Source organism: Albimonas donghaensis (genome assembly GCF_900106695.1).
GTDB lineage: Bacteria > Pseudomonadota > Alphaproteobacteria > Rhodobacterales > Rhodobacteraceae > Albimonas > Albimonas donghaensis.
Genome location: NZ_FNMZ01000010.1, coordinates 1 through 21,412 on the forward strand (window position 1 = coordinate 1; position 21,412 = coordinate 21,412).

The window sequence follows — 21,412 nt, forward strand, 5'->3', positions numbered from 1 at the left end:
ACCGAGTGACGTGCAGTAGCGTCCTAAAACGCCGGTCAAACCCATTAGGCTCGAACCGCCCGCACGTCCCTTCCCATCCAAAACTGTCAAAGAGCAGGAGCCTTTCGGCCCCGCCGGTGAGATCCGCTTTCGCTTCCCTTCCGGCCCGTCCGCGGCGGCCTCGTTGTTGGCCGCCCCGTCTGTGAGGGCGGGGTATAAGGAGGTTCTCCGGGGGTGGCAACAGCTTTTTTGAAGAAACTGAGAATTCTTTCCCCTTTGATAAAAAGAGACTGATTTCAAAGGCTTACAAACCGCCCTCCGGCGCGGTGCGGGCTTCCGTGACGGAAGCATCTCGGTTTTCCAACTGGTTTTCGACGGCCGCGAGACGGGTTCGCGACAGCGGGTCCGACTCCGCTTCAGCCGTTATGGCGACAGGGATTTCCGGGGCCAGAAGACGGACGCAAAGGGCCTCCGACTCGCCCCCTGCGAACGCCTCCGGCGCGGCGGCGGCGGCGGCGACGATCTCGAAAAGACTCGCCGCCGACGGATCGAGCCCCCGCGCCCCGCGAGTCACCGCCTCCGCCATCCCCGGCGCATCGGGCCGCCCGAGCGCCAGAGCAGGACCGGAGCGGGGCGCGTCGGGCGCGATGCCGAAGCAGGCGCGCAGATGCGAGGCCACGCCCCGCATCTCCGCCGCCCCGGGGACAGGACAGGGGTGGACCGCATCGGCCCCGATGAGCTTGTCCCAGGCGTGGACCCGCAGGGGCCGTGGCGCGAACACCCCGGCGGCCAGCGCGTCCTGCACGCAGTCGAGCCGCCCCAGTCCAAGCGAGATCACCGAGACCGCGTCTTCCGGGATCCCCGCAGCCTCGCGCGCCAGGTGACGGGGCAGCGCCTCGCCCAGCAGGGCCAGCAGGTCGGGCCGCGCGCCATACCAGAGGGGAATGGCGCGCGTAACGCGCGCGCGCGCGGGGAAGGCCTGCACGATCCAGTCGGAGGGCGGGGCCGCGCGCCCGCCCCGCCCGCCGCCATCGGGGCCGGCGGCGATGGGGGTCAGCCCGCGGAACAGCGCGCCGGAGCCGGGGTTGATCCAGACCCGCGTCCCGGCGCTCTCCCCCGGAGGGGCCGTGTCCGGCGCCGGGCGCAGCGCGTCGCCGGCCCGCCCGACGACCCCGCGCAACGGGGCGAAGTCGGCCCGCGCCCAGGCGGCGCGCAGCGCGGTCAGCATGATCCCCCCTTCCCGACACGCGGGCGCGACCCGCGGCCGCCTCCCTTCTGGATGACGAGGGGGCGTTGCTCCGACATGCGCGCGCTCCTAGGGTCCGGATCGGGGGGAGACGGGAGGCGGGACGCCTCGCGCGCCCCCGATGTGGCGGGAGGCACGATGGCGCGCGCAGCGTTCAACCTCAACCTGTTCTCCAACGTGGCCTCGCCCGATCCGGGCCGCTGCCTGGGCGGGCACGCGGCGCGCTCCTTCCTGGAGACGTTTCCCGACGCGGCGGATCTCGACCTGCGCATCCGCCTGTTCTGCGACCCCAACCCCAACCCCGACGCGTTCGAGCCCTGGGTGGAGACCGTGCGCGCCGCCCTGCCCGGCCATGAGGTGGAGGTGCATCGCAGCCGCGGGCTCGCCGACGGCTATCGTCGGTCGGTCGAGCTGTCGGAGGGCGCCTATGCCTGCCAGCTCGAACATGACTTCGTGTTCCGGGCCGATCGCATCCCCCACGCGCTCCGCACCCTGACCGGGGCGATGGCGGCGGGCGGCATCACGCATCTGCGGTTCAACAAGCGCTGGAACCGGGCGGTGGGCTACGATCACTTCATGCGTCCGGCGGAGGGGCTGGCGGCGCCGATGTGCCGGGTCTCGGGCCGGTCGAACAATCCGCACCTGCTGGACGTCGCCCATGCGCGCGCCCGGGTGCTGCCCTTCATCCCCCGCGACGCGGCGAAGGCCGAGGGGCTGGAGGGCGTGGTCGAACTCTATGCCGGGGGCGGGCATGTCTACGGCCCGCTGGGCCATCCGGCGACGGTGGGACACCTGGACGGACGGGCGCTGCGCTGGCGGGACGGGCTGTTCCGGCGGCTGTGGCTGGCGCGGCGGACCGGCTGACCCGGGGCGCGGCGTCGGCGGCGGCGGCGGCGCGAAGACCCGCGCAAGCGGGCGATGGGGGGAAAGAGGGAACCTATGCGGAGATTGTGGTGGAGCCTGCGCAAGCGGGTGGCGGGGCTGGGGCGGCGCCCGCGCGTGGTCGCCCGGCTGGGCGCGCAGTGGGAGCTGGACCCCCGCGACTGGCTGGACCGGCGGATGCTGGCCGGCCAGCCCTTCGAGGCCGCGCAGCGCGCCCGCTTCGCCGAACGGGTCGAGGCGGCCGGGGCCGATCTGCTGTTCGATATCGGCGCCAATTTCGGGCTCTATTCCGTGACGCTCGGGCTCGCCCGGTCCGCGATGCGGATCGAGGCCTTCGAGCCGGTCGCCCGCACCCGCGCCAAGCTGGTCCGCAATCTCGGGCTCAACGGGCTGGAGGGGCGGGCGCGGGTGCATGCGCTGGCGCTCTCGGACCGCGGGGGGGAGGCGGAGATCGCCATCGACCCGCGGTCCTCGGGCCTGTCCACGCTGTCCGCCTCGGACGCGGAGGCGGCGCGGCGGGATTTCTCGGCCTCGGAGACGGTGCGGGTGGCGCGGCTCGACGACCTGGACTGCGCGCGCGGGGTCGAAGCGCGCGTGCTGGCGATCAAAATCGACGTCGAAGGGCACGAGACCGCGACCCTGGCCGGGATGGCGGGCCTTCTCGCGCGCAATCGCGGCGTGGCCATGATCGAGACGCGGGCCCGCAACCTCGACGCGGTGATCGCGGCGATGGCGTCGGCCGGCTGGCGCCCGACCGGCGAGATCGAGGAGGAGCGATTCTTCGAAAAGGCCTGAGCGCGTCTTCGCAAGGGGCTGCGCGCGTCTTCGAAAAGGACTGGGCGCGCGGGCCCGCGACCGTCAGCCGGCGCGGGCGCGATTACGGTCGCGCGCCATTTCCCGCAGTTTCAGGAACAGCAGCGAGGCGACCAGCGCCGCCGTCACCCCGTTGGCGGCGGCGAGCGGCCCGTCCCCGATGGCCAGCCCGTAGACCAGCCACAGGTCCACCCCGGCGAAGAAGGCCAGGAGCATCCCAAGCGACAGGTCGCGGGCCGAGCCCGAGGCCCAGGTCTTGAAGACCTGCGGCAGGAAGGAGAGCGTGGTCAGCGCCGCGGCGGCGTAGCCCATCATTTCGATCGGATCGGTCATCGGCGCCTCGGGGCTCGGTTCGGTTGCGTTCGGCTTGCGCGGTGCGGGGGCGTCGCGCCCGGCGCATTGGACGCGCGGGACCCGCGCGCGCAAGCGGTCAGCCGGGCGCGGGGCGGCATGTCGCGGAGGCCGCGCGCCGGCCCGTCCGCCAGGCCGCCCGGTTCCGCCCGCGCGGCGGTCAGGCGACGGCGAGAGCGGCGAGGTCTTCGCGTCAAGCGCCGGGCCCGCGCGGAACCGCCCGCCCGGTCCGGAACGGGCGCCCCGCCCGGGTCGCCTGCGGGGCGGAGCGCGGCGAAGCGGACCGCGACGCCGCTCCGACGCGAGAGGATGGTGCGCGCGGGCGTGTTCGCGGGGGGTGTTCGCGGGGCCTCCCCGCCGAACGCCGCCCGGGGCGTCGTCGCCGCGCCCTCCGATCAGCGCGCCGGCTCAGACCGCGAGCCCCGCCGCGCGCATCGCCCGGGCGAGACCCTCGGCGCCCTCGACCGCATCGACCACATGGCCGCGCCATCCGCGGGCCCGCGCGGCGGCGATGTTCTCGGGCTTGTCATCCGCGAAGAACAGGTCGGGGCCCGCGAGGCCGGTGCGCGCCTCGACAATCTCGTAGATGGCGGGCTCGGGCTTGATCGTCCCCTCGCGGCCGCTGACCACCTCGATGTCGAACTCCGCCAGAATCGGGAATCGCCGCTGGGCGACCAGGAACGTGTCGGCGGCGAAATTGGTCAAGGCGACCACCGGCAGGCCCAGCGCCCTGGTGGCGCGGAACAGCGCCTCGACGCCCGGCAGGACCGGGCCGAACATCTCGTCCCAGCGCGCCCGCCAGGCCCGGATCAGCGCGGCGTCCTCGGGGTGGCGTGCGGCGAGGGCCTCGACCTCGGCGGCGAGATCGCCGTTGCGGTCCCCGGCGAGGTTCATGTTGTGGAAGTCGACCCGCTCGAACAGCGCGGCGCGGGCGGCGGGATCGGGGATCAGCGCCTCGTAGACGCGGGCGGGTTGCCAGTCGACCAGGACGTTGCCGATGTCGAAGACCATGGCGCGGGGCGGCGTGACGGCGGCGGGTGAGGGAACGGTGGCGGTCGGGGTCATGGCGAAGTTCCTGGCGCGGGCGCCGGCGCAGGAAGGCCGGACAGCGGAAGGGGGCGGCGGAGAGGGCGGCGGGACGGCTGCGGTCGCCGCGCACCCTGTCGCGGCGCTCTCCGCGCTGGCAAGCGACGCGGCGACGCGGAACGCCGACGGGTCGCCGCGGGGTGGGGGGGCGCGCGGGCCCCCGAGAGGGACGACGCCCCGGCGGGCCGCCCCTTCCCGCGCCTACCCTCCCCGCGCCGTCCCGTCTCTTCGCGCTCGCTTCGCTCGCACCCGGCGCGCAACGCCGCCGCCGCGGACCTGTCCACCCGCGCCCCGGCCCGAGGGCCGCGCCGGCGCCCGATCTCCAGCGGCGCGACGGCGGAGGCGCGGCCTCCCGCCCACGCGGCGTCACGGCGCCGGCCCCCTCGGCGCCCCGCCCTATCCCGGCCACGGCGTCGTCATTGCGCCGCCCCGAGGGGAGGGATACCACCGGCCTCCACGGCAGCTTGGCGCGCAGGAACGGGAGACGGGCGGATGGACAGGATCGCGGTCACGGGCGGACGCCCGCTTTCGGGCGAAATCGCCGTCTCGGGCGCCAAGAACGCCTGCCTCGCGCTGATGCCCGCGGCGCTGCTCACCGACGCGCCGCTGACGCTGACCAACGCGCCGCGGCTCGCCGATATCGCCACCATGACCGAACTGCTCGCCTCGCTGGGCTGCGAGGTCGCCCCCCTGCAGGGCGGCCGCGTCCTGGCCATCGGCGCCGAGACCATCGCCTCGCACCGCGCCGACTACGACATCGTGCGCAAGATGCGCGCCTCGATCCTGGTGCTGGGTCCGCTGCTGGCGCGTCACGGCCATGCCGAGGTGTCGCTGCCCGGCGGCTGCGCCATCGGCGCCCGGCCCGTCGACCTGCACCTGATGGCCTTCGAGGCGATGGGCGCCGAACTGGAGCTGCGCGACGGCTATGTCCACGCCCGCGCCCCCGCCGGCGGTCTCAAGGGGGCGGTGATCCGCTTCCCGCTGGTCTCGGTCGGGGCCACCGAGAACGCGCTGATGGCCGCCACGCTGGCCCGCGGCACGACCGTCATCGAGAACGCCGCGCAGGAGCCCGAGATCGCCGACCTCGCCGCCTGCCTGACCGCCATGGGCGCCCGCATCTCCGGCGCCGGGACCGCGACCCTCACCATCGAGGGCGTCGACGCCCTGCACGGCGCCACCCACCCGGTGATCGCCGACCGGATCGAGATGGGCACCTACATGATCGCCCCCGCCATCGCCGGCGGCTCGGTGGAGCTGACCGGCGCCGGCCGGCCGCTGATCGGCGCGCTCTGGGACCGGCTGGAGGAAGCCGGCCTCGGCCTGGAGGAGACCGCCCGCGGCGTCCGCGTGACCCGGGGCGAGTCCCCGCTGCGTCCCCTGCACGTGATAACCGAGCCCTATCCGGGCTTCCCCACCGACCTTCAGGCGCAGCTGATGGCGATGCTGACGCTGGCCGGCGGCGAAAGCGTGCTGGAGGAGCGGATCTTCGAGAACCGCTTCATGCACGCGCCCGAGCTGATCCGCATGGGCGCGCGCATCGACGTGCATGGCGGCACGGCGAAGATCAACGGCGTGGCCGGGTTGCGCGGCGCGCCGGTGATGGCGACGGACCTGAGGGCCTCGGTGTCGCTGATCCTCGCCGGGCTCGCGGCGGAGGGGGAGACGGTGGTGAGCCGCGTCTACCATCTCGACCGCGGCTATGAACGGCTGGAGGAGAAGCTGTCGGCCTGCGGCGCCCAGGTCGAACGCCTGCGCTGACCGCCTCGGGCGGGAGCCGCGCGCCCGACCGGACAAGCGCGGCGCCGCGGCGCCCGCGCGGCGCTGGACCGGGGCGCCCGGCGGCGCCGTCCCCCCGCCCCAGGCGGCGCGCCCCGCGATCCGGGCGCTTGCATCCCGCCGCCGGGCTCATCACCTTGTCCCACGGCGTCCCCCGGCGCCTCCGCGCCCCGAGAGCCGCCCGAGGAGCCCGTCATGCCCGCCCCCGCCCCGACCTCCGACGCGCCCCCGGTCCATTTCTTCCTGCACGTCCCCAAATGCGCCGGCACCACCGTCGAGCGGCATTTCGAGCGGACGCTGGGCGCGGGCTTCCTGCTCGCTCCCCGCTGGCGCCACCCGCTGCGCGACGTGATCGGCAACCGCTACCCGTCCCTTTCCCCCGCAGACCTGACCGGGGTGCGCGCGGTCTCCGGCCACTCCCTCTCCCGCTCGCTCGCCGACAAGTTCCCGGGGCGCGCGGTGCGGCCCTCGGTGCTGATCCGCGACCCGGTGGGATTCCTCGTGTCCTTCTGGAACTACCGCTGGATGCGCCACGAGACCCGCGGCCAGCCCGCGCCCCCGCCCTTCGCCGAATGGCGGCGCACCCAGCGGCGCAACCCGATCACCCGTTTCCTGCTGCACCGCTACTTCGAAATCGGCTACCCCGCGCTCTACCGCCATTCCACCCGCGCGCGGTTCCTGTATCTGGACGCGGCCTTCACCGGCTTCCACTTCGTCGGCTCCTACCGCCGCTGCGACGAGGCGCTGGCCGGGATCTCGGCGGAGCTCGGCGTGGATGAAACCGTCGAATCCGAGAATGTCGGCGAGGCCAAACGCCTGCGCGCGGCGGACCTGTCCCCCGAGGAGGTGGCGGAGATCGAGACGCAGAACGCCGCCGACGCCCTGCTCTTCGCCCGCTGGAAGGATCGCGGCTTCGGCGACGGCGCGGCGGGCGGGCTTCCCGCCGGCGCCCTGCCCGCCGCGGACGCCGCCGCGCACCTGCCCGACCATGACGGGCTGACGAATCTCGTCTCCGACATCGACAGCGCCGTGCGCCGCAAGCTCTGGCGGCGGTAGCGAAGACGCGCCCTCCCGCCCCCTGCCCCCCTCCCCTGCCCCCTGCCCCCCTCCCCCCCGCACCCGGCGCCGCATTCCCGACGGCCGCCACGCCGCGCGGGCGCCCCCGCGACACCCTTGTCCGGGTGGTCGCGCGGCCCCTTCCCCGCCTTGCCCGCGCCCGCCACGCCGCTATGATGCGCGGCCAACGCCTCCAGCTGATGCGAGACCCGCCCATGACCCTCGACGCGCCCGAAACCGAGATCGTCGCCAAATCGCGCATCGCCTGCGACGGACCGGGCCCGGCCCTCGGCCATCCCCGCGTCTGGCTGCAGATCCCCGTCGACTCCGGCTTCGTGGAATGCGGCTATTGCGACAAGCGCTTCATTCTGAAGGGCGGTCCCGCCGACACGTCCTCCACTCCGGAATCGTGACCATGGCCGAGCCCGCGATCGGCCCCGGCGACCATCTGGAGCTGATCGACGGGTCCGGCTTCATCTTCCGCGCCTATCACGCCCTGCCCGCGCTGACCCGCAAGTCCGACGGCCTGCCCATCGGCGCGGTCGCCGGCTTCTGCAACATGCTGCAGAAGATGCTGGAGGCCCGCGTCCAGGCCGCCGCCGACGCCCCCACCCATGCGGCGGTGATCTTCGACCATTCCTCGAAGACCTTCCGCTCCGACATCTATCCCGAATACAAGGCCCACCGGCCCGAGCCGCCCGAGGACCTGCGTCCCCAGTTCGGCCTGATCCGCGACGCCACCCGCGCCTTCAACCTGCCCTGCATCGAGATGGAGGGCTACGAGGCCGACGACCTCATCGCCACCTACGCCCGCATGGCCGAGGAGGCCGGCGCCCGCGTGACCATCGTCAGCTCCGACAAGGATCTGATGCAGCTGGTCACCGACCTGGTGTCGATCTGCAAACCCGGTCTCAAGGGCCAGGGCGACGAGATCATCGGGGCCGAGGGCGTGCGCGAGAAATTCGGCGTCGGCCCGGATCGGGTGATCGACGTGCAGGCGCTGGCCGGGGATTCGGTCGACAACGTGCCCGGCGCGCCCGGCATCGGCCTGAAGACCGCGGCCCTGCTGATCAACGAATACGGAGACCTCGACACGCTGCTTGCCCGCGCCGAGGAGATCAAGCAGCCCAAGCGCCGCCAGACCCTGATCGACAACGCCGACCAGGTCCGCACCTCGCGCGAGCTGGTGACGCTCTGCGCCGAGGCGCCCGTCACCGACGGCCCGGCCGATTTCGCCCTGCGCGACCCGGACCCGGACACGCTGCTGGGCTTCCTGCGGCTGATGGAGTTCCGCACCCTGACCGCGCGGGTGGCCGAGCGGCTCGGCGTCTCCGACCTGCCCCCCGCCGCGGCGCCCGAAGGCTCGTCCGCCGCCGCCGCCGCCGGTCCCAAATCCGCCGAATCCGGCGCCGCGGCCTCCGCCGACTGGGAAGACCCCGCGCTGAAGGCGCCCATCGACCCGGAGGCCTACGAGGTCGTGCGCGACGCCGCCGCCCTCCAGGTCTGGCTCGACCGCATCGAGGCCCGCGGCTGGGTGGCGGTGGACACCGAGACCACCTCGCTCGACGAGATGCAGGCCGATCTGGTCGGCGTGTCGCTCTCGGTCGAGCCCGGCCAGGCCTGCTACATCCCGCTGGCGCATATGGAGGGGGGGACCGCCGACGGCGACCTGCTCTCCGCCCCCGCCGCCCGCGCGCCCGGCCAGATGGACCGGGAGGAGGCGTTGGCGATGCTGCGCCCGATGCTGGCCGATCCGGCGATCCTCAAGATCGGGCAGAACCTGAAATACGACCTCAAGGTGCTGGCCCGCCACGGCACGCCCGTCGCGCCCATCGACGACACCATGCTGATGAGCTACGCGCTCGGCTCCGGCCTGCATTCCCACGGCATGGACGCGCTGTCCGACCGCTTCCTGTCGCACCAGCCGATCCCGATCAAGACCCTGCTGGGGACCGGCAAATCCGCGATCACCTTCGACCGCGTGCCCATCGACAAGGCCGCCCCCTACGCGGCCGAGGACGCCGACGTCACCCTTCGCCTGCACCGCATCCTCAAGCCCCGGCTGGCGAAGGAGAAAGTGGCGGCGGTCTACGAGGTGATGGAACGCCCCCTGGTCCCCGTGCTCGCGCGCATGGAGATGGCGGGGATCAAGGTCGACCGAGACCAGCTCTCGCGCCTGTCCTCCCGCTTCGCCCAGCGCATGGCGGGGCTGGAGGCGGAGATCCAGGAGCTGGCGGGGCAGAGCTTCAACGTCGGCTCCCCCAAGCAGCTCGGCGAGATCCTGTTCGAGAAAATGGAGATGCCGGGCGGCAAGAAGGGCAAGAACGGCGCCTGGGGCACGGGGGCGGATGTGCTGGAGACGCTGGCCGCCGAACAGGGCTCGGACCTCGCGGCGCGGGTGCTGGACTGGCGCCAGGTCTCCAAGCTGAAATCCACCTATACCGACGCGCTGCAGACCCATATCAACCCGGATACGGGGCGGGTCCACACGTCGTTCAGCCTCGCCGCCACCTCGACCGGGCGGCTCGCCTCCACCGATCCGAACCTGCAGAACATCCCCGTCCGCTCGGAAGAGGGCCGCGAGATCCGCGAGGCCTTCGTGGCCGAGCCGGGGAACGTGATCGTCAGCCTCGACTATTCCCAGATCGAACTGCGCATCCTCGCCCATATCGCCGGAATCGACGCGCTGAAGCAGGCGTTCAAGGACGGGCAGGACATCCACGCCATGACCGCCTCGGAAGTGTTCGGCGTGCCGATGGACCAGATGACGCCGGAGATCCGCCGCCAGGCCAAGGCGATCAATTTCGGGGTGATCTACGGGATCTCGGCCTTCGGGCTGGCCAACAACCTGCGCATCCCCCGCGACGAGGCCAAGGCCTTCATCGACGCCTATTTCGCGAAGTTCCCCGGCATCCGCGCCTATATGGACGCGACCGTCGCGGGGGCGAAGGAGAAGGGCTATGTCGAAACCCTGTTCGGCCGGCGCATCCACATGCCCGAGATCGGCGCCAAGGGCCCGCGGGCGAGCTTCGCCCAGCGCGCCGCGATCAACGCGCCGATCCAGGGCTCCGCGGCGGACGTGATCCGGCGGGCGATGGTGCGGGTGGAGCCGGCGATGGAAGCCGCCGGGCTTTCGGGCCGGATGCTGCTCCAGGTCCATGACGAACTGCTGTTCGAGGTTCCCGAGGCCGAAGCCGAAAAGACCATCGACGTGGTGCGCGCGGCGATGGAGGGCGCGGCCCATCCCGCCGTCTCGCTGGCCACGCCGCTGGTGGTGGACGCGGGCCAGGGCAAGAACTGGGCCGCCGCGCACTGATCCCCTGCGCGGGCGCCGCGCGTCCCGCATCCGCCAGGCCGCGCCGTCCCGCCCGCGCGGCGGGGCGCCGGGGTCGCGCGCGACGCCGTTTCCCGACCCGAAACCGATCCGCGCGACGTCAGCCGATGGAAGCGCCGCCTACCCCTCCCCCACGGGGAGGGGCGCCCGAAGGCCATTCATGGCCGGAGAGATAGGAATGCCCCGGCACGGGGCGCCGATGCGGTGCCGATGCGGTGGACGCCCGCCCACGCCTTGCGCTACGCCTGACCGGCCATGACCCGGGGCCGCCGCGCCCCGCCCGTTCCCGCTCCGGAGCCTTCGATGCCCTACGCCTATGACGACCAGAACATCTTCGCCAAGATCCTGCGCGGCGAGATCCCCTGCAAGAAGGTGCACGAGACCGAGCGCTCGCTCGCCTTCCACGACATCAACCCGCAGGCCCCGACCCATGTGCTGGTGATCCCCAAGGGCGCCTATGTGAACTACGACCATTTCGCGCTGGAGGCCTCGGCCGAGGAGATCGTCGATTTCACCCGCTGCGTGGGCGAGGTCGCGAAGATGCTCGGCCATCCCGAGAGCGAGGGCGGGAACGGCTACCGGATCCTGTCCAATGCCGGCCCGGACGCGCATCAGGAGGTGCCGCACCTGCACATCCACATCTTCGGGGGGGCCTTCCTGGGCCGCATGGTCTCGGTCCCCGGCCGGGCGCGCTGACCCCGCCGTCCGGGATGTCCTCCCGCCCGGGTCCCGCCCCGGCCCCGCCCGGCATTTCGATCAGCGGCGCGGCGCGGGTGCGAGGCCCGCGAGACGCGGCGCCTTCGGCGTCGCGGCTCGCGAGATCAGGGCGTCGGCCCGGATCTCGCGCAGCAGCTTGCGGAGAATGGCGGGAGGATAGGCCTCGAAGTCCCTGGCGGTCTCCACGAAGGCGCGGGGGCCGATGATGACCTCGGCCCGGTAATGCGCGGCAGGGGGCGGATCGGCCCCGGCGATGGCGAGACCGTTGATCGTCCAGCCCTCGGCCAGCGCGCGCAGGCGGGCGGCGGCGGGGGCGGCGCCCTCGTTGCTGGCGCCGTCGCCGGAGACGTCGATCACCTTGCGCGCGCAGTCCTCGGGGGCGGCCCGGCCGACGCCCACCGCATGATCTATGGCGTCGCCGATGGCGGTGGAGAAATGCCGCCAGGCGCGCGGCATGGCGCCCAGCGCCACGGCGAAGCCGCGCATCGAGGCGGGGCTGGAGAGCCGCGTCCAGCCCAACGCCAGATGCTGGCGCCCGGCGCCGGTCCATTGCGTGACGGCGACGGCGAGGTCCCCGTCCAGCGCGCTCACCACCTCCTGCAGATCCGGGCTGCGGAAGGCGTCGGCGAGGCCGTCGGCCTGCAGGCGCCATTCGCCCGGATCAACGGAGCCGGAAACGTCGAGCGCCAGGACCAACGCCAGGGCGCAACCGGGTCCCGCGCTCTGCGCCTGGGCCCGCGCCGGGCCGGGGAGGCTCCAGGCGGCGACGCAGACGAGCAGCGCAAGCGCCGCGCCGCGCCCCCGACGTCGGACGCCGCGCGACGACCCGGGCGCCTGGCGGCTGCGGAGCGCCCGCGCGGCGGTGTCGATGGGGCGCCGGGCGGAGACGTCTCGGAGCGGCTCGCGCACGCGAAACCGCGGCATGGGGCGAAAGCGGACGCCCGGCGACAGGCGAGCCGGGGGCGGAACGCCCCGGCGCAGGATCATCCGCATTCCCGACAGCGGCCTCCAAGCCCGCGGCGGGCGGGCGCGGCTTGGCGCAGACGCGCGCCGCCTGGGCGAGACGGGTCGGGGAGCCCCCGTCGGTCGCCGCAACGCCTCGAAGCAGGACAACAAGCCAACACGCGCGGAACGGGTGGCGGAACGGCGGAGGGAGCCCGGGGCGCCGCCGCCGCGCGGTTCGGTCGCCGGGGCGGCGGAAGGCGCCTCGGAAGAAGGCCGGATGACGGTCCATCGCGCGACAGGGGGGAGCGACGCCGAAGGGACGGGGCGCGACGGCGCGCGGCGCGCCGCGCCCGACCGACCCGGGCCGCCGAAACCGCGTGCCGGCCCGCGTCCCGCCCCGCCGCGCGGGCTCACCCCGGGCCGTCCCGCATCAGCAGGCCGATGGCCATGGGCGGCCGGATCTCCCGCAGCAGCTTGCGCTTCATGGCGCGGGCGTAGTCTCGGTAGTCGCGCGCCACCTCCACGAAGGCGCCGGGGCCCTTGATGACCGTGGTCTCGAAATAGCGCCGCAGCTGCGGGCGGGCGATGCCGCCGACCACCAGCGCGTTCACCGTCACGTCCTGAAGCTCGAAATTGCGATAGGCGTGCAGGGGTTCGTAGCCGTCGTTGTTGGCGCCGTCGCCCGATATGTCGAGCACCCTGCGATCGCAGACCGGCGCCTCCTTCAGCAGGCGCGCGGCGAAGCCGATGGCATGGCCCAGCGCGGTCGGGTAGTCGGCATGGCTGCGCCCGAAGCCGCGGATGCGGGCGGCGAGCGCGTCGATCTCAGCGGGGGTGTTGAGCGCGGTCCAGCCGGCGACGACCTCGTGCTGCCAGCGTCCCGACCATTCGTAGACGGCGATGGTCACGAACCCGCCGGGGGCCAGGATCGCCTCCTTCACATCCGGATCCTCCAGCGCCGAGGCGAGACCGTCGGCCTGCAGCCCGTATTCGGTCGGATCGACGGAGGAGGAGACGTCGAGCGCCAGAGCCAGCGCCAGCGAGCACGCCGAGGCCGGGGCCGCCGCCCCCGCGCCGACGGCGAGGACCGCGCCCGCGACGGCGCAGCGCAACGCGGCGACGGGCGCGCCGGGTCGCCGGGGAGCGAGGGCGCCCGGCCGGGGGGCGCGGCGCGGGATCGGGCGAAACGGGGAAGACGGAAGGACCGCCGGGAGAACCGCGGCGAGCCCGGCGGGGATGGCGGCGACGCGCCTTGCGTGCGGGGGTCTCTCCGCCGGCGGATCAACGGGGGCTGGATCGGCGCGATCCCCGACGCCGCGGCGCCCCGCGGCACGGCCGTTGACGAACGCGCCAGGAAGACGGAGGGCGCTCCCGCCCCCGGCGCGCGGGCTGACCGGGGCGGGCGCTGGGGCCATCAGCCCCCGCGCCCGCCCCTCCGCATCCCCCGGCCCGCGTCGTCGCTCCTCCCGCCTCGCGCCGACCGGACGCGCGCGGCGCCGGGGCGAAAACCGGGAGAGGAAGGCGCGGAGGCCGGGGGGATGCGGCATGCGGATCACCAGGTTCCGGTGTTCTCCATGCTCGCCCACGGCTCGGCGGGCGGCAGGGACTCGCCCATCTGCAGAAGCTCGACCGAGATCCCGTCGGGGCTTTTCACGAAGGCCATGCGCCCGTCGCGCGGCGGACGGTTGATCACCACCCCGCCGGCCTGAAGCTTCGCGCACATGTCGTAGATATTCTCGACCGCATAGGCGAGGTGGCCGAAGTTGCGGCCGCCCTGGTAGTCCTCATCGGACCCCCAGTTGTAGGTCAGTTCCACCGCCGCGTCCTCCTGCCCCGGGGGGGCGAGGAAAACCAACGTGAATTTCCCGGCTTCGCTGTCCACGCGGCGGACCTCCTCCAACCCCAGCAGGTCGCAGTAGAAGGCCTTTGAGGCTTCTATGTCCTTAACGCGCACCATGGTGTGGAGATATTCGATCTTCATCTGGGGGCTCCTTCTGCGCCCGCCGCGCCGGACGCGGGAGAGGGCGCGAAAATTCGGTCTGGCGGCGGACGCCCGCTCGGCGCCGGCCCATGGACTACACTAGCCTGCTATCGGCGCCGGTCCACCGCCCTGACGCCGGTCGTCATGCCGCGGGCGGTTCCTCCGACAGCACGCCTTTGCGACGTCGGCTCATCCGGTATAAAGCCGGAATGCGCTGACAAGGGAGATCGTGCGGATGACGTTGAGCCCCGAACACCAGGCCGAGATCGACGCCAGCCGCGCCGCCACGCGGACCACCTTGCGGCCCGTGGCCGAGGGACTGGAGCAGCGGCTATACGAGGCGCTGCCGGCGCTCGACCACGGCTTCGTGCGCGTGGTGGACTACATGGGCGACGACGCGGCCATCGTGCAGGCGGCCCGCGTGTCCTACGGCGCCGGCACCCGCAAGGCCCGCGACGACCGCGGCCTGATCCGCTACCTCATGCGCCACTGGCACTCGACCCCCTTCGAGATGTGCGAGATCAAGCTGCATGTGAAGCTGCCGATCTTCGTGGCCCGGCAATGGATCCGGCACCGCACCGCCAACGTCAACGAGTACTCGGCGCGCTATTCGATCCTGGACCGGGAGTTCTACATCCCGGCGCCGGAGCATCTGGCGGCCCAGGCGTCCAATAACCGGCAGGGCCGGGGCGACGTGCTGGAGGGGGCGGAGGCCGAGGCCGTCCTGCGCATGCTGCGCGAGGACAGCGCGCGTTGCTACGACCACTACGCCGGCATGCTGAACGAGACGGCGGACGGCTCGCCCGCCGATCCGGACAAGGCCGGGCTGGCGCGGGAGCTGGCGCGGATGAACCTGACCGCCAACGTCTACACCCAGTGGTACTGGAAGATCGACCTGCACAACCTGTTCCACTTCCTGCGGCTGCGGGCCGATCCCCATGCGCAGTACGAGATCCGGGTCTATGCGGACATCATGTGCGAGCTGGCCAGGGCCTGGGTCCCGGCGGCCTACGAGGCGTTCGAGGAATACCGGCTGGGCTCGGTGCAGTTCTCGGCCTCGGCCATGGGCTGCCTGAAGCGGATGCTGGCCGGCGAGTCGGTGACGCAGGAGAGCTCGGGGATGAGCCCGGGCGAATGGCGGGAGTTCCAGGCGGCGCTGGCCGACTGACGCGCCCGCCGCCGCGCGGGCTTCGGCGGGGGGAGCCGCGCGACGACCGGATCAAGGGATGCGCCGGGGCGCCCGCGCGGCGCGGCGCCGGGGTCGCGAGCCGCGGCGTCCCGGGCGGCGCCGGCGCGATCCCGCGTCACCCGGGCGCCGGCGGCCCACCGGCCCACCGGCTCAACGGCGCCCCGCGCGATCAGGCGGCGCCCCCACTCTCCCGTCCAAGCTCGCGCGCGCCCCGCCGCGGGGGGGCGTTCACCGCCCTCGCGACGGCGCTACGCCGCGCGGGCGCCCCGGGGCGGCCTGGCGAAACGGTCGTCGCGCGGCCTCCTCGCGCAGCGGCGCGCGCCCTCGCCTCACCCTTTCGCGACCACCAGCGTGTTGGCCGCATCGATGAGGAATTGCGGCAGCGGCTCGGGCCGACGGATCTTGCCGTCGCAATAGACATGCACGTAGCGGCATGCGGCGTTGGCCAGCTCCTCGCCCTCGGCGAACATGGCCAGCCCGTAGGTCAGCGAGGAATTGCCGATCCGATCCATCCGCATCGCCACCTCGACCCGCTGCGGCCACTTCACCTCGGCGTAGAAGGTGCATTGCGTGTCGGCGACGATGCCGATGCAGGGGCCGTCGGGAAGGATCAGCTTGGGGACCTCCATCAGCCACTCGTTCACGGCGGAATCGAAGTATTCGTAATACACGACATTGTTCATGTGCATGTACTGATCGTTGTCCCTCAGCCGCGTGGTCATCGGCACGAAGCGCGCGTAGTCGGCGCGAGAGGGGCGCGGGGCTTTCATCTGGGCGGTTTCCTCGGGTTGTCTTGCAGGGCGTCGGCCGAAGCGCGTCTGCGCGCGCTTCCGGCCATCGGGCGGGCCGGACGGGCCGGCGGGAAGAACCGCGCGGGCGACATACCCGCGGGAATGCATCCTCCAACGCCGCCCGCCCCGGGGCAAGCCCCGCAGGCCCCGCGCCCGCCGGACGCCTTGCCGCGGCGGCGCCCGCCCCGTCCCCCGCCCGCGTCCCGCACTCCATCGCCCCCGCCCGCCTTCCGTCGCCCCCCGCTCCGCGCTATCACCTCGGACGACCCAGACGCCCCGCAGCCGCACCCGGAGCCGCCGATGATCCGCGCCATCCTGTTCGACAAGGACGGAACCCTGCTCGACTTCGACGCCACCTGGCGGGGCTTCGTGCGCGAGGTGCTGACCGATCTCGTCCCCGGCGACGGCCCCGACCGCGCCGCCCTGCGCGACCGGCTGTCGGACATTGCCGGGCTCGATCCGGTTTCCGGGCGGTTCCGGGCGGGGTCGCCGATCGTGGCGGGTTCGACGGCCGAGGTCGCGGCGATCTGGGCCGCCGAACTGCCCGGCGCCGACGCCCGCCGCATCGAGATCGAGGCCAACCGCCGCGCCGCGGAGGCCGCGCAGGCCGGCCCCCAGCCCGCGGCCCCCGACATGGCCGGGCTGATGGCCGGGTTCCGCGCCCGCGGCCTGAAGCTGGGCATCGCCACCCATGACGCCGAGGCCCCGGCCCGCGCCCACATGGCCGCGCTGGGCATCGCCGAGGCCTTCGATTTCGTCGCCGGCTATGACAGCGGCCATGGCCTGAAGCCGGGTCCCGGCATGGTGCTGGCCTTCGCCGAGGCGGTGGGCGTTGCGCCGGGCGAAGTCGCGATGATCGGCGACAGCATCCACGACCTCGGCGCCGGGCGCGCGGCAGGGGCGGGGCTGGTGGTCGGCGTGCTGACCGGCCCGGCCGACGCCGCGACCCTGGCCCCCGGCGCCGACCACGTCATCGCCTCGATCGCCGACCTGCCCGCCCTGCTGGGCTGAGACCGCGGCGCGCGGAGCCCCCCTATCGCCCGCGCGAACGGCGGAGGGCGCCGCCCGCCGCGACGGAGAGGCCCCGTCCCGGTCCGCGTCGCTTAGGAGCCCGCGCCCGGCCGGCCGCCGCTCCCGCAGGGCCGGTCCACCGGACTTGCCTTCGACCAGCCCCTGCCCCAGCCTGATCGACCCTGCCGCCCGACCGAACCGCGCCCCCGCCCTTCCGGGCCCGGTTCCGTTCAGCGCCCCCCACGCCGCGCCGCGCGGGCGCTCCTTCCGCCACCCTCGGGCCCGACGACGCGCGGCCCCCGGCCCCGCCGCGCTCCGCCCGCAAGCTGGGCCTGACGGGGCGCGAACATGGAAAGGCCAAGGCGCTCGCCCACCGCCCCGATGACGGGATCGCGAGCCGCGACCGGGGGGAACACGTGGACAACGCCGGCCGCCTCCGGGCGCGGGCATTCGGGCGGAAGAGGCGGCCTCGAACGCCCCGTTCCGGCGATGGCGCCCCCCTGCCGGCAGGCCAAGGACATCCCCGAGACCGCCGCCGACAAGGTTCGCACCTGCGAAAAATCGTTCCCCATCTTCGACTTAGAGGCCAGGATCCTTTCGCGCCCTGATCAACGTCGCCTTCGCCGTCGCCCCGGAGGGCGACCCGCTGACAGGCGCCCTGCGCGCCCCCCCGGCTTCCGGGCCGCCGGCACGGCCATGACGAAGATCTCGCAGGGTGGCGCCGCGTTCGGCCTCAGCCCTTCCGACTGCGCGCGCTCAACGCCCTGCGGCGGGAGGATGGCTGGGGCCTTTGGGTCCGCGAACGCCGTCCCGCGCCCGCCCCGCGCCCCCTGCCCGCAAACGCAAAACGCCGGACACGCTCCCCTGCGTCTCCGGCGCGGACGGGGCGAACCCCGCCTTCCCCCGGCCAGTCCCGGACGCCTTTCGGCGCCGGTCAGGCCATCTGGTGTCTGCGTGCCCCGCCAGCGCGCGGCGCGGCGGGATCAATCGGCGTTTGGCCGCGCCTCCGCCATTCCGTCGTCCGTGCCCGAAACCTCCGTCCCGGCGTCCGGCGCCAGCGATCCCAGCGCCGAGGTCAGGCCGGCCAGCGGCCGCTCGTCCGCGCGGCGCTCGGGCGCATCGCTGAACCCGCCCCGCGACGGCGTGGCCGAAACCGAGGCCAGCCACTCATGCGACGGCGCCTCCGCCAGTCTGGTCACGGGCGTGTCGGAAACGCTGGACGGCGCGGCCATGGCCGCATCCTCGCCCTCGCGCAGAAGAATGGTCAGCTCGGCGCCCCGGCAGTCGTCGCCCTGGGCGACGCAGTAGCTCAGCCGCTGGGCGCCGATGCAGCCGGCGCCGTCGTAAAGCACCTGGCCGTCGCGCCGATAGGCGACGCCGCATCCGGGGGCGGCGAGGATCAGCACGCGGTGGCCATCCTCGCGCGTTGCGCCGCGATCATTGGCCGTCACGTCGATCATGTAGGCGCCGTCGGCCGCCGCCGCGACGACATCGTCGCGCGGGTCGAAGCCAGGCCCGACGCCAAGATTTCCGAAGATTTCGCCACGCTGCGCCACTGCGCCGAGCGCGACGGTCAATACGATCCCGGTCAGGATCGTCATGAGTCTGTCGTCACCACGCACGCCAAACACTCCACACCAGGCAACACTACAACTACGCCTTGTACACGGTCCGAGGTTAACGAAGCCCCTGCCTCATGACCAGATAATTGTTCATGATTCCTTCAGAAACCGCCGGACGCGCGGCGATTGCCCTTCATGCGCGCTCCGGGTTAGGTTGAACGCGGCGCGTCGTTCGACCCTGCCGCCATACCCATATAACGCCCGGAGATTGCGATGAAATTCGGTCTTGGCCAGCCCATCCGCCGCAAGGAGGACGCCCGGTTCCTGCGCGGCGAGGGGCAATACCTGGACGACCTCAGCCAGCCGAGCGATCTCAGCGCCTATATTTTTCGCTCCCCGGTCGGACATGGGCGAATCGCGACGCTCGACGTGACCGAGGCCCGCGCCGCCCCCGGCGTGAAGCTGGTCTGGACCCATGCCGACATCGCGGACCGGCTCAACCCGCTGACCAACGACTTCCCGATGGAATCGACCGGCGCCGATCCGGTGAAGCCGGTGACCATGCCCCATCTCGCCTCCGACGCGGTGCGCTTCGCCGGCCAGCCGGTGGCCTTCATCGTCGCCGAGAGCCTCGCCCAGGCCCGCGACGCGGCGGAACTGATCGAATTCGACGTGGACGACGCCCCGGTGGTCATCGACGGCGCCGCGGCGCTGGAGGAGGGCGCCCCCGAACTGCACGAGGAGGCCCCCGGCAACCTCGCCTACACCTGGGCGATCGGGGACAAGGACGCCACCGACGCCGCCTTCGCCTCCGCCCCGCGCACCGTGTCGGTGGAGGTCATCAACCAGCGCGTCGTCGTCGCCTCGATGGAGCCCCGCGCCTGCCGGGCCGAGTGGCTGGCCGGCGAATCCCGCTGGTCGATCTTCGCCGGCACCCAGGGGTCGCACAACCTGCGCGGCAAGCTCGCCCGCCAGCTCGGCGTCGAGCCCGCGATGATCCGCGTGCAGACCCCCGACGTGGGCGGCGGCTTCGGCATGAAGCTCCAGGCCCATCCCGAGGACGCGCTGGTGGTGCTCGCCGCGCGTGAGACCGGGACGCCGGTGCGCTGGACCGCCGACCGCTCGGAGGCGTTCCTCTCCGACGCCCAGGCCCGCGACCTGCGCACCTGGGCCGAGGGCGCCTTCGACGAGACCGGCCGCGTGCTGGCGATGCGCATGCGCTCGGTCTCCAATCTCGGGGCCTATTATTCGACCTTCGGGGCGGCGATCCACTCGTTCTTCTCGTCCCCCATCACCGGCGGCATGTATGACGTGCCGGTGTTCTGGCACGAAACCCGGGGCGCCTTCACCAACACCACGCCCACCGACGCCTATCGCGGCGCCGGGCGCCCGGAGATGATCCACATCACCGAGCAGCTGATGGAGGAGGCCGCCCTCGCCTTCGGCATGGACCGGGCCGAGTTCCGGCGGATCAACCTGATCACTCCGGCGCAGATCCCCTACACCACCCATGGCGGCTGCGTGTTCGATTCGGCCGATCCGGGCCGCAACCTCGACGATGCGCTGGCCGCCGCCGACTGGTCGGGCTTCGCCGCCCGCCGGGCCGAGGCGGAGGCCCGCGGCAAGCTGCTGGGCACGGCGGTGGTCTATTACTTCGAGCGCACCGGCGGCGGCCCGCAGGAGCGCGCGATTCTCGACGTGCGCCCGGAGGGCAAGGTCCGCACCGCCGTCGGCACCCAGTCCACCGGCCAGGGGCATGAGACGGTCTGGGCGCAGGTCATCCACGACAAGCTGGGCGTCAGCCTCGACCAGGTGGAGCTTCTGGCCGGCGATTCGGACCTGCTGGAGACCGGCGGCGGGACCGGGGGCTCGCGCTCTCTGATCATGGCGAGCCGGGTGTTCATCCAGGCCGCCGACCAGATCATCGAGAAGGGCATGGACGGCGCCGCCGAACTGCTGGAGGCCGCCGTCGGCGACATCGAATATTCGGTGGAGGAAGGCGGCCGCTACCGGATCAAGGGCACCGACAAGTCGGTGACGCTGTTCGACGTGGCCGGCCAGATGAACGGGCTGCAAGGCGAAGGCGGGGTCGACGACCGCACCGCCACCTTCCCCAACGGCTGCCATGTGGCGGAGATGGAGGTGGACCCGGAGACCGGCGAATCCTGCCTGACCCGCTACACGATCGTCGACGATTTCGGGGTCATCGTGAATCCGCTGATGGTCGAGGGCCAGGTCCATGGCGGCATCGCCCAGGGCGTCGGCCAGGCGATGGGCGAGACCATGGCCTGGGACCCGGAGACCGCGCAGCCGCTTTCGGGCAGCTTCATGGACTACCAGATGCCCCGGGCCGCGGATTTCCCCGAATTCTCGTTCAAGCTCAACGAGATCCCCTGCACGACCAATCCCCTGGGCGTGAAGGGCTGCGGCGAGGCCGGCTGCGTCGGCGGCATCCCCGCGGTATCGCTCGCCATGCAGGACGCCTTGCGCTCGCGCGGGGTGAAGATCGCCACGCCGCCCTTCACCCCGCAGCGGGTGTGGAAGGCGCTGCAGGCCGCCTGAGCCGGACCCCGCGGGTCGGCGCGCGCCGCCGCCCCGCGACCCCGCCGTCCGGACGCGCGATTCGGAGGCGAACGCGCTGAGCGGAGGGGCTTCGACACGCGAATACGCGAAAGGGCGCCGTCCCCGCCGGG

Annotated in this window: 18 protein-coding genes; 10 read left to right on the forward strand and 8 right to left on the reverse strand. The window is 73.1% G+C overall.

The genetic code is table 11. The features are described 5' to 3' along the window. Positions 1 to 283: 283 nt before the first annotated feature. Positions 284 to 1,207: a hypothetical protein gene (locus tag BLV24_RS18485; protein ID WP_092684605.1), complete on the reverse strand. Its 924-nt coding sequence runs from the start codon at positions 1,205 to 1,207 to the stop codon at positions 284 to 286. Between the two features lie 156 nt (positions 1,208 to 1,363). Between BLV24_RS18485 and BLV24_RS18490 the strand changes: the two genes are divergently transcribed. After that, positions 1,364 to 2,089, forward strand: coding sequence for a hypothetical protein (locus tag BLV24_RS18490; RefSeq protein ID WP_092684607.1), 726 nt, complete (start codon positions 1,364 to 1,366; stop codon positions 2,087 to 2,089). Positions 2,090 to 2,164: 75 nt separating this feature from the next. Then, complete coding sequence (locus BLV24_RS18495; RefSeq protein WP_143040360.1) at positions 2,165 to 2,902, forward strand: FkbM family methyltransferase; 738 nt, start codon at positions 2,165 to 2,167, stop codon at positions 2,900 to 2,902. Positions 2,903 to 2,965: 63 nt separating this feature from the next. Here the strand turns inward: BLV24_RS18495 and BLV24_RS18500 are convergent, their stop codons facing one another. Together BLV24_RS18500 and BLV24_RS18505 are read right to left on the reverse strand one after the other, a co-directional pair. Beyond that, the gene (locus BLV24_RS18500) at positions 2,966 to 3,253 is read right to left on the reverse strand and encodes an SWEET family sugar transporter (protein ID WP_092684611.1); all 288 of its coding nucleotides are present in this window, start codon (positions 3,251 to 3,253) and stop codon (positions 2,966 to 2,968) included. 426 nt (positions 3,254 to 3,679) lie between these two features. Beyond that, complete coding sequence (locus BLV24_RS18505; RefSeq protein WP_092684613.1) at positions 3,680 to 4,336, reverse strand: HAD-IA family hydrolase; 657 nt, start codon at positions 4,334 to 4,336, stop codon at positions 3,680 to 3,682. Between the two features lie 513 nt (positions 4,337 to 4,849). Here BLV24_RS18505 and murA point away from each other — a divergent pair. The 5 genes from murA to BLV24_RS18530 all read left to right on the forward strand — a co-directional run bounded on the left by murA (position 4,850) and on the right by BLV24_RS18530 (position 11,219). Continuing rightward, complete coding sequence (murA, locus tag BLV24_RS18510) at positions 4,850 to 6,115, forward strand: UDP-N-acetylglucosamine 1-carboxyvinyltransferase (protein ID WP_092684615.1); 1,266 nt, start codon at positions 4,850 to 4,852, stop codon at positions 6,113 to 6,115. 213 nt (positions 6,116 to 6,328) lie between these two features. Beyond that, on the forward strand, positions 6,329 to 7,189 hold the full coding sequence (locus BLV24_RS18515; RefSeq protein WP_092684617.1) for a sulfotransferase family protein: 861 nt from the start codon (positions 6,329 to 6,331) through the stop codon (positions 7,187 to 7,189). Positions 7,190 to 7,404: 215 nt separating this feature from the next. Further along, positions 7,405 to 7,602 carry a zinc-finger domain-containing protein gene (locus BLV24_RS18520; protein ID WP_092684619.1) on the forward strand — a complete coding sequence of 66 codons (198 nt, stop codon included), beginning with the start codon at positions 7,405 to 7,407 and terminating at the stop codon, positions 7,600 to 7,602. 2 nt (positions 7,603 to 7,604) lie between these two features. After that, positions 7,605 to 10,505 carry a DNA polymerase I gene (gene polA, locus BLV24_RS18525; RefSeq protein WP_092684621.1) on the forward strand — a complete coding sequence of 967 codons (2,901 nt, stop codon included), beginning with the start codon at positions 7,605 to 7,607 and terminating at the stop codon, positions 10,503 to 10,505. A 321-nt stretch (positions 10,506 to 10,826) separates the two neighbouring features. Next, positions 10,827 to 11,219, forward strand: a complete 393-nt coding sequence (locus tag BLV24_RS18530) for a histidine triad nucleotide-binding protein (protein ID WP_092684623.1) — start codon at positions 10,827 to 10,829, stop codon at positions 11,217 to 11,219. 60 nt (positions 11,220 to 11,279) lie between these two features. Here BLV24_RS18530 and BLV24_RS18535 read toward each other — a convergent pair whose 3' ends face one another. From BLV24_RS18535 to BLV24_RS18545, 3 genes are all read right to left on the reverse strand, one after another. Beyond that, a complete protein-coding gene (locus tag BLV24_RS18535; RefSeq protein WP_176954824.1) occupies positions 11,280 to 11,936 on the reverse strand; it encodes a DUF1194 domain-containing protein in 657 nt (218 codons plus the stop codon). A 659-nt stretch (positions 11,937 to 12,595) separates the two neighbouring features. After that, positions 12,596 to 13,297 (reverse strand): DUF1194 domain-containing protein, encoded by a 702-nt coding sequence (locus tag BLV24_RS18540; protein ID WP_245710660.1) that lies wholly within the window; start codon positions 13,295 to 13,297, stop codon positions 12,596 to 12,598. Positions 13,298 to 13,737: 440 nt separating this feature from the next. Next, complete coding sequence (locus BLV24_RS18545; protein WP_092684629.1) at positions 13,738 to 14,166, reverse strand: VOC family protein; 429 nt, start codon at positions 14,164 to 14,166, stop codon at positions 13,738 to 13,740. Positions 14,167 to 14,401: 235 nt separating this feature from the next. Here BLV24_RS18545 and thyX point away from each other — a divergent pair, with 235 nt between their 5' ends. Continuing rightward, complete coding sequence (gene thyX / locus BLV24_RS18550) at positions 14,402 to 15,334, forward strand: FAD-dependent thymidylate synthase (protein WP_092684630.1); 933 nt, start codon at positions 14,402 to 14,404, stop codon at positions 15,332 to 15,334. A gap of 350 nt (positions 15,335 to 15,684) precedes the next feature. On the opposite strand, the gene BLV24_RS18555 is transcribed toward thyX, so the two are convergent. Then, complete coding sequence (locus BLV24_RS18555; RefSeq protein ID WP_176954825.1) at positions 15,685 to 16,125, reverse strand: acyl-CoA thioesterase; 441 nt, start codon at positions 16,123 to 16,125, stop codon at positions 15,685 to 15,687. 321 nt (positions 16,126 to 16,446) lie between these two features. Between BLV24_RS18555 and BLV24_RS18560 the strand changes: the two genes are divergently transcribed. After that, positions 16,447 to 17,157 (forward strand): HAD family hydrolase, encoded by a 711-nt coding sequence (locus BLV24_RS18560; protein WP_092684634.1) that lies wholly within the window; start codon positions 16,447 to 16,449, stop codon positions 17,155 to 17,157. Between the two features lie 983 nt (positions 17,158 to 18,140). Here the strand turns inward: BLV24_RS18560 and BLV24_RS22095 are convergent. Further along, on the reverse strand, positions 18,141 to 18,758 hold the full coding sequence (locus tag BLV24_RS22095; RefSeq protein WP_176954826.1) for a hypothetical protein: 618 nt from the start codon (positions 18,756 to 18,758) through the stop codon (positions 18,141 to 18,143). A gap of 234 nt (positions 18,759 to 18,992) precedes the next feature. On the opposite strand from BLV24_RS22095, the gene BLV24_RS18570 reads away from it, so the two are divergent. Then, a complete protein-coding gene (locus BLV24_RS18570; RefSeq protein WP_092684638.1) occupies positions 18,993 to 21,281 on the forward strand; it encodes a xanthine dehydrogenase family protein molybdopterin-binding subunit in 2,289 nt (762 codons plus the stop codon). Positions 21,282 to 21,412 lie beyond the last annotated feature (131 nt).

Excerpts from the sequence above, each read along its gene's own strand:
- BLV24_RS18485 (WP_092684605.1), bottom strand. The coding sequence starts at position 1,207 with ATGCTGACCGCGCTGCGCGCCGCCTGGGCGCGGGCCGACTTCGCCCCG.
- BLV24_RS18490 (WP_092684607.1), top strand. The coding sequence starts at position 1,364 with ATGGCGCGCGCAGCGTTCAACCTCAACCTGTTCTCCAACGTGGCCTCG.
- BLV24_RS18495 (WP_143040360.1), top strand. The coding sequence starts at position 2,165 with ATGCGGAGATTGTGGTGGAGCCTGCGCAAGCGGGTGGCGGGGCTGGGG.
- BLV24_RS18500 (WP_092684611.1), bottom strand. The coding sequence starts at position 3,253 with ATGACCGATCCGATCGAAATGATGGGCTACGCCGCCGCGGCGCTGACC.
- BLV24_RS18505 (WP_092684613.1), bottom strand. The coding sequence starts at position 4,336 with ATGACCCCGACCGCCACCGTTCCCTCACCCGCCGCCGTCACGCCGCCC.
- murA (WP_092684615.1), top strand. The coding sequence starts at position 4,850 with ATGGACAGGATCGCGGTCACGGGCGGACGCCCGCTTTCGGGCGAAATC.
- BLV24_RS18515 (WP_092684617.1), top strand. The coding sequence starts at position 6,329 with ATGCCCGCCCCCGCCCCGACCTCCGACGCGCCCCCGGTCCATTTCTTC.
- BLV24_RS18520 (WP_092684619.1), top strand. The coding sequence starts at position 7,405 with ATGACCCTCGACGCGCCCGAAACCGAGATCGTCGCCAAATCGCGCATC.
- polA (WP_092684621.1), top strand. The coding sequence starts at position 7,605 with ATGGCCGAGCCCGCGATCGGCCCCGGCGACCATCTGGAGCTGATCGAC.
- BLV24_RS18530 (WP_092684623.1), top strand. The coding sequence starts at position 10,827 with ATGCCCTACGCCTATGACGACCAGAACATCTTCGCCAAGATCCTGCGC.
- BLV24_RS18545 (WP_092684629.1), bottom strand. The coding sequence starts at position 14,166 with ATGAAGATCGAATATCTCCACACCATGGTGCGCGTTAAGGACATAGAA.
- thyX (WP_092684630.1), top strand. The coding sequence starts at position 14,402 with ATGACGTTGAGCCCCGAACACCAGGCCGAGATCGACGCCAGCCGCGCC.
- BLV24_RS18555 (WP_176954825.1), bottom strand. The coding sequence starts at position 16,125 with ATGAAAGCCCCGCGCCCCTCTCGCGCCGACTACGCGCGCTTCGTGCCG.
- BLV24_RS18560 (WP_092684634.1), top strand. The coding sequence starts at position 16,447 with ATGATCCGCGCCATCCTGTTCGACAAGGACGGAACCCTGCTCGACTTC.
- BLV24_RS22095 (WP_176954826.1), bottom strand. The coding sequence starts at position 18,758 with ATGACGATCCTGACCGGGATCGTATTGACCGTCGCGCTCGGCGCAGTG.
- BLV24_RS18570 (WP_092684638.1), top strand. The coding sequence starts at position 18,993 with ATGAAATTCGGTCTTGGCCAGCCCATCCGCCGCAAGGAGGACGCCCGG.